Source organism: Massilia sp. (assembly GCF_031995545.1).
In the GTDB taxonomy this organism is placed as follows: domain Bacteria; phylum Pseudomonadota; class Gammaproteobacteria; order Burkholderiales; family Burkholderiaceae_D; genus Telluria.
Window position 1 is genome coordinate 1 of record NZ_DAMAGA010000079.1, and the last position, 6033, is coordinate 6033.

At 64.6% G+C, this 6033-nt stretch carries 5 protein-coding genes; all 5 read right to left on the reverse strand.

The annotated features are described in order from the left end of the window. Positions 1-97: 97 nt before the first annotated feature. Positions 98-2089: an ATP-binding cassette domain-containing protein gene (locus tag RTQ83_RS24175; protein ID WP_312520595.1), complete on the reverse strand. Its 1992-nt coding sequence runs from the start codon at positions 2087-2089 to the stop codon at positions 98-100. A 227-nt stretch (positions 2090-2316) separates the two neighbouring features. After that, on the reverse strand, positions 2317-3210 hold the full coding sequence (prmB, locus tag RTQ83_RS24180; protein WP_312520598.1) for a 50S ribosomal protein L3 N(5)-glutamine methyltransferase: 894 nt from the start codon (positions 3208-3210) through the stop codon (positions 2317-2319). A 44-nt stretch (positions 3211-3254) separates the two neighbouring features. Continuing rightward, positions 3255-4391, reverse strand: coding sequence for a succinyl-diaminopimelate desuccinylase (gene dapE / locus RTQ83_RS24185; protein WP_312520600.1), 1137 nt, complete (start codon positions 4389-4391; stop codon positions 3255-3257). Then, positions 4388-4747, reverse strand: coding sequence for an ArsC family reductase (locus RTQ83_RS24190; protein ID WP_312520605.1), 360 nt, complete (start codon positions 4745-4747; stop codon positions 4388-4390). Before RTQ83_RS24190 ends, dapE begins: the two co-directional genes overlap by 4 nt. Positions 4748-4792: 45 nt before the next feature. Beyond that, the gene (locus RTQ83_RS24195; protein ID WP_312520608.1) at positions 4793-5938 is read right to left on the reverse strand and encodes a PilT/PilU family type 4a pilus ATPase; all 1146 of its coding nucleotides are present in this window, start codon (positions 5936-5938) and stop codon (positions 4793-4795) included. Positions 5939-6033 lie beyond the last annotated feature (95 nt).

A 6033-nucleotide genomic window follows, 5' to 3' on the forward strand; every position in this document is an offset into this window, starting at 1 on the left:
TGGACAATGTCCGACTTTTGGGGGGCAGTTCACTTCGCGGGAAGTCATTGCTGCCGGTGGCAGGGATGACGGTTTTTAGGGTAACAATCCGGTTTGATTACGCAGCCTGCGACGCCAACCCCTCCAGCTGTTCCTGCAACTCCAGCCACTCCATCTCCAGCGCCTCCAGATCGCGCACCGCGAACGCCTGGTCGGCCACCAGCGTCTTGAGACGTTCCTTGTTGCCGGCTTCGTAGATCTCCGGCTCGAGCAGAGCGGCGTCGATCTCGGCCTTTTTCGCGTTCAGCTTGGCCATCTGCTCGTCGAGGCGCTTGATGCGGTTCTCGAGCGGTTTACGCAGCGCGGCCAGGCGCTGGCGTTCTTCGGCGCCCAGACGCTTCTGTTCCTTGCGATCGGCCGCCGCCACCGGCGCGGCCACGGGGGCCGGCGCGGCCTTGACCGGCGCCGCCGCCGCTGCCGGCAGCACGTCGGTGCCTTTACCCAGCTTGGTCTTGAACAGCCAGTCCTTGTAGTCGTCCAGGTCGCCGTCGAACGGCTGCAGCTTGCCGTCGGCGACGATGATGAACTGGTCGGTGGTGGCGCGCAGCAGGTGGCGGTCGTGCGAGACCACCACCAGCGTGCCCTCGAACTGGGCCAGCGCCATGGTCAGCGCTTCGCGCGTTTCCAGGTCCAGGTGGTTGGTCGGTTCATCCAGCAGCAGCAGGTTCGGGCGCTGCCACACGATCAGGGCCAGCGCCAGGCGCGCCTTTTCGCCGCCCGAGAAGGGCTTGATCGGGCTGGTCACCATATCGCCCGGGAAGTTGAAGCTGCCCAGGAAGTTGCGCAGTTCCTGCTCGCGCGTGGTGGGCGCGATCTTCACCATGTGCCACAGCGGCGACTCGTCGTGGCGCAGCATCTCCACCTGGTGCTGTGCAAAATAGCCGATCGACAGGCCTTTGCCCAGGGTCGAGGTGCCGGTCAGCGGCGCCAGTTCGCCGGCCACGGTCTTGATCAAGGTCGATTTGCCGGCGCCGTTGACGCCCAAGAGGCCAATGCGCTGGCCGATCTGCAGCGAGAAGTCGATGTGCTTGACGATGGTCTTGGCACCGACCTTGTCGCCATGTTCGTCCAGCAGCGGATAGCCGGCGTCGACGCCATCGAGCACCAGCAGCGGGTTCGGCGCCGCCAGCGGTTCGCGGAACTCGAACGAGAATTCGGCGGCGGCGCGCAGCGGCGCCAGTTCTTCCATCCGCGACAGCGCCTTGATCCGGCTCTGCGCCTGGCGCGCCTTGGTGGCCTGCGCCTTGAAGCGGTTGATGAACGACTCCAGGTGGGCGCGCTGGCGCTGCTGCTTTTCGATGGCCGATGCGGCCAGCACCATCTGCGCCGCGCGCTGGCGCTCGAAGCTGGAGTAGTTGCCGCCGTAGCGTTTCAGCTTGCGGTCGTCGATGTGCACGATCACGTTGACGATTTCGTCGAGGAAGTCGCGGTCGTGCGAGATGATGATCAGGGTGCCGGGATAGCGTTTCAGCCAGTCCTCGAGCCAGATGATCGCGTCCAGGTCCAGGTGGTTGGTCGGTTCATCGAGCAGCAGCAGGTCGGAAGGGCACATCAGCGCCTGCGCCAGGTTCAGGCGCATGCGCCAGCCGCCCGAGAAGCTTGCCACCGGCTGCTGCATCTGGGCCAGCGAAAAGCCCAGGCCGAGCAGCAGCTGTTCGCCGCGCGACTGCACCGTGTAGGCATCGGCATCGGCCAGCGCGCCATGCAGTTCGCCCAGGCGCATGCCGTCCGGCTCATCCTGCGCTTCGACTTCGTCGAGTTCCTTTTGAAGGCGGCGCAGGTTGACGTCGCCGTCGATCGCGTATTCCAGCGCCGGGCGGTCGAGGGCCGGCGTCTCTTGCGCGACGTAGGCCATGCGCCACTTGGCGGGGAAGTCGATCAGGCCCTGGTCCGGATGCAGCTCGTTGCGCAGCATGCCGAACAGGCTCGATTTGCCGGCGCCGTTGGCGCCGATCAGGCCGATCTTGTCGCCCGGGTTGAGGGTGAGGTCGGCGCTCTCGAGCAGCGGCTTGGTGCCGCGCATCAGGCTGACGTTCTGGAAACGGATCATGGTGGGGTGTCTAAAAATCGGGTTACTGAGGTGCTCAACTCGGCATGCTACTGCGGTTTTCACCGCTGCCCTCAAAACCGTCATCCCCGCGAAGGCGGGGACCCAAGTTTGCTCGATCTGCCACTTGCTTGAAGCGCAGGCGCGATGCAACGAATTGGGTCCCCGCCTTCGCGGGGATGACGTTTATACGCTGATACATTTGATCAGCGCGGGCGTCCTGCAAATATTTACTGCGCCGTCTGCAACTGCTCCGCCGTGAGCAGGAACACCGCATCGTCGCCGATGCTGGTGGTCAGCCAGGTCAGGCCCAGGTGGCCGAACGCGGCTTCGGCGTATTCGCGCTCGTTGCCGATTTCGACCACCAGGAGGCCTTCCGGCGTCAGGCGCTCGGCGGCGCCGGCGATGATCTTGCGCACCAGGTCCATGCCGTCTTCGCCGCCGGCCAGCGCGATCTGCGGCTCGTTCAGGTATTCCTGCGGCAGGGTGCGCATCGATTCCGAATTCACGTATGGCGGGTTGGTGATGATCAGGTCGTACTTCTTGAACGGCACGTTCTCGTACAGGTCCGACTCGATCGGGTTCACTCGTCCTTCGAGTTTATATTCGCGGATGTTGTGCTCGGCCACGGCCAGCGCATCCTTCGAGATGTCGACCGCATCCACCACCGCGTTCGGGAAGGTGTCGGCCATCATGATCGCCAGGCAGCCGCTGCCGGTGCACAGTTCGAGCACGTTCTCGACGCCGTCGGGGTCGGTCAGCCATGGGCTGAACTGCTGCGGAATCAGTTCGGCGATGAAGGAGCGCGGCACCAGCACGCGCTCGTCGACGTAGAACTTGTACTCGCCCAGCCACGCTTCCTTGGTGATGTAGGCGGCCGGCACGCGCTCGGTGACGCGGCGCTCGATCACGCTCAGCACCTGCAGCACTTCGTCGGGCAGCAGCTTGGCGTCCAGGAACGGCTCGAGGCGGTCCAGCGGCAGTTTCAATGTGTGCAGCAGCAGGTAGGCGGCTTCGTCGAAGGCTTCGGCGCTGCCGTGGCCGAAGAACAGCTTGGCACCGTTGAAGCGGGTGACGGCGTAGCGCAGCAGGTCGCGCGGCGTACTGAAAGTAGTGTTGGTCATGGTCTTGTTCTCGTGTCGGTTCAATTGCCAGTTCAGTTACCGGATCAGGCGGCCAGCAGGCTTTCCAGCGTGCGGCGGTAGATGTTTTTCAGGGGATCGATATAGCGCAGCTCGATGTGTTCGTCGATCTTGTGGATGCTGGCGTTCGGTGGCCCGAATTCTATCACCTGAGGACAGATGCGGGCGATGAAGCGGCCGTCGGAAGTCCCGCCGGTGGTCGACAGTTCGGCCTGCACGCCCAGCTCTTCTCCGATCGCCGCGCACAGCGCATCGGACAGGGTGCCCTTCTCGGTCAGGAACGGCTGGCCGGACAAGGTCCATTGCAGGTCGTAGTCCAGACCGTGGCGGTCGAGGATGGCGTGCACGCGCGCTTCCAGGCCCTCGGCGGTGCTGGCGGTCGAGAAGCGGAAGTTGAAGTCGAGCGCCAGCTGCCCCGGGATCACGTTGGTGGCGCCGGTGCCGGCCGCCATGTTCGAGATCTGGAAGCTGGTCGGCGCGTAGTACTCGTTGCCCTCGTCCCAGACTTCGGCGGTGAGCTCGGCCAGCGCCGGCGCCGCCTGGTGGATCGGGTTGCGCGCCAGGTGCGGGTAGGCGATGTGGCCCTGGATGCCCTTGATCACCAGGTGGCCCGAGAGCGAGCCGCGGCGGCCGTTCTTGATCATGTCGCCCAGCACGTGGCTCGACGTCGGTTCGCCGACCAGGCAGTAGTCGAGCGTCTCGCCGCGTTCTTCCAGCAGGTCGCACACCACCACGGTGCCGTCGACCGCCGGGCCTTCTTCGTCGCTGGTGATCAGGAAAGCGATCGAGCCTTGATGGTCGGGATTGGCGGCGATGAATTCCTCGCAGGCGATCACCATCGCCGCGATCGAGGTCTTCATGTCCGAGGCGCCGCGGCCATACAGCTTGCCGTCGCGCTGGGTGGGGGTGAAGGGGGCGGATTCCCACTGGTGCACCGGGCCGGTCGGGACCACGTCGGTGTGGCCGGCGAAGACGAAGACGGGCGACTCGGTGCCCTTGCGCGCCCACAGGTTGGTGACGCCATTGGACTCGATGGTCTCGCACTGGAAGCCGAGTGGTGCCAGCAGCTCGATCAGGCGTTGCTGGCAGCCCTTGTCGTGGGGCGTGATCGAGTCGAGCGCGATCAGCTCTTCGGTGAGCAGCAGGGTGCGCGAGGGCTTCACTTGGCGGCTCCGAACCTGGTCGCGTACTGGTCAGCCGAGAAGCCGACCGACGTCGGACCCTGGCCGGCCAGCACCGGACGCTTGATGACCGATGGATTTTCCAGCATCAGGGCGATGGCGCTGTCGTTGTCGACAATCGATTCCTTGCGTTCATCCGGCAGGTTGCGCCAGGTCATGCCCTTGCGGTTGACCAGGGTCTCCCAGTCGAGGTCTTTCAACCAGCCTTCGACCAGCTCGCGGCTCAGGCCCTGCTTCTTGAAGTCGTGGAAGGTGAAGTCGTGGCCGTTGTCCGCCAGCCAGGTGCGGGCTTTCTTGACGGTGTCGCAGTTGGGGATTCCGTACAGGGTGATAGTCATGAGCAAATCGGGTCCGCTGCGCACGCCGTGGCGGCGCAGCCTGGATTAGTTGTTGAGAGTAAATTCGGTGAACGACGCGCCCTGCGGCTCGGCCGGCTTGGCGTCGGGGCTGTTGGCCTGGACCTGGCTGTCCGGCCCATTGTTGAGCAACCAGAGCAGGTTGGTGGCCGAGTCGGCATTCGCCAGTGCCTCGTCCTGCGTCACCAGGCCTTCCTTGACCAGCCCGAACAGGGCGGCCTCGAACGATTGCGAGCCCGGCGACAGGCTCTTGTCCATCGCTTCGCGGATCTGGCTGATCTCGCCCTTTTCGATCAGGTCGGCGATGTAGCGGGTATTGAGCATCACTTCGACCGCCGGCTGGCGCGCGCCGCCCGCCGCCGCTTTCACCAGACGCTGCGAGACGATCGCGCGGATGCTCGACGCCAGGTCCTGCAGCAGGGCGGGGCGGTTTTCCAGCGGATAGAAACTGATGATACGGTTCAGCGCGTTGTAGCTGTTGTTGGCGTGCAGGGTGGCCAGCACCAGGTGGCCGGACTGGGCATAGGCCAGCGCCGCCGCCATGGTCTCGCGGTCGCGGATCTCGCCGATCAGGATGCAGTCGGGCGCCTGGCGCAGCGAATTGCGCAGCGCAGTCGACAGGCTGCTGGCGTCGGCGCCGATCTCGCGCTGATTGACGATCGATTTCTTGTTCTTGAAGAGGTACTCGATCGGGTCTTCCAGCGTCAGGATGTGGCCGGTGCGCAGTTCGTTGCGGTGGTCCAGCATCGAGGCGATGGTGGTCGACTTGCCGGAGCCGGTGGCGCCGACCACCAGCAGCAGGCCGCGCTTTTCCATGATCAGCTCGGACAGCACCGGCGGCAGGCCGAGTTCGCCCAGCGGCGGGATGTTGCCGGGCACGAAGCGGAATACGGCGGAAATCGAGCCGCGCTGGCGGAAAGCCGAGAGGCGGAAGCGTCCCAGATTCGGGACCGAGACGCCCATGTTCAGTTCGTTCTCGCGGTCGAGCTCTTGGAGCTGCTCGGGTGTGGCGATCTCGGACAGGAGCGAAAGGATGTTCTCGGGTTCGAGGCGATTCTGGTTGATGGGGATGAGATTGCCGTTGATCTTGATGTGTACCGGGGAATTCACGGCGAAGAACATGTCGGAGGCGTTCTTCTCTTTCATCAGCTGGAACAGGCGGTCCATGGCCATCGTATCGTCTCCGGAGGAGGGAAGTTCATGAGCCGGTTGAACGCGTCGGCGGCAGAGCCGCCAACCCTACGTAGGACGGCGCAGACCGTAGGGTT

Excerpts from the sequence above, each read along its gene's own strand:
- prmB (WP_312520598.1), bottom strand. The coding sequence starts at position 3,210 with ATGACCAACACTACTTTCAGTACGCCGCGCGACCTGCTGCGCTACGCC.
- RTQ83_RS24175 (WP_312520595.1), bottom strand. The coding sequence starts at position 2,089 with ATGATCCGTTTCCAGAACGTCAGCCTGATGCGCGGCACCAAGCCGCTG.
- RTQ83_RS24195 (WP_312520608.1), bottom strand. The coding sequence starts at position 5,938 with ATGGCCATGGACCGCCTGTTCCAGCTGATGAAAGAGAAGAACGCCTCC.
- RTQ83_RS24190 (WP_312520605.1), bottom strand. The coding sequence starts at position 4,747 with ATGACTATCACCCTGTACGGAATCCCCAACTGCGACACCGTCAAGAAA.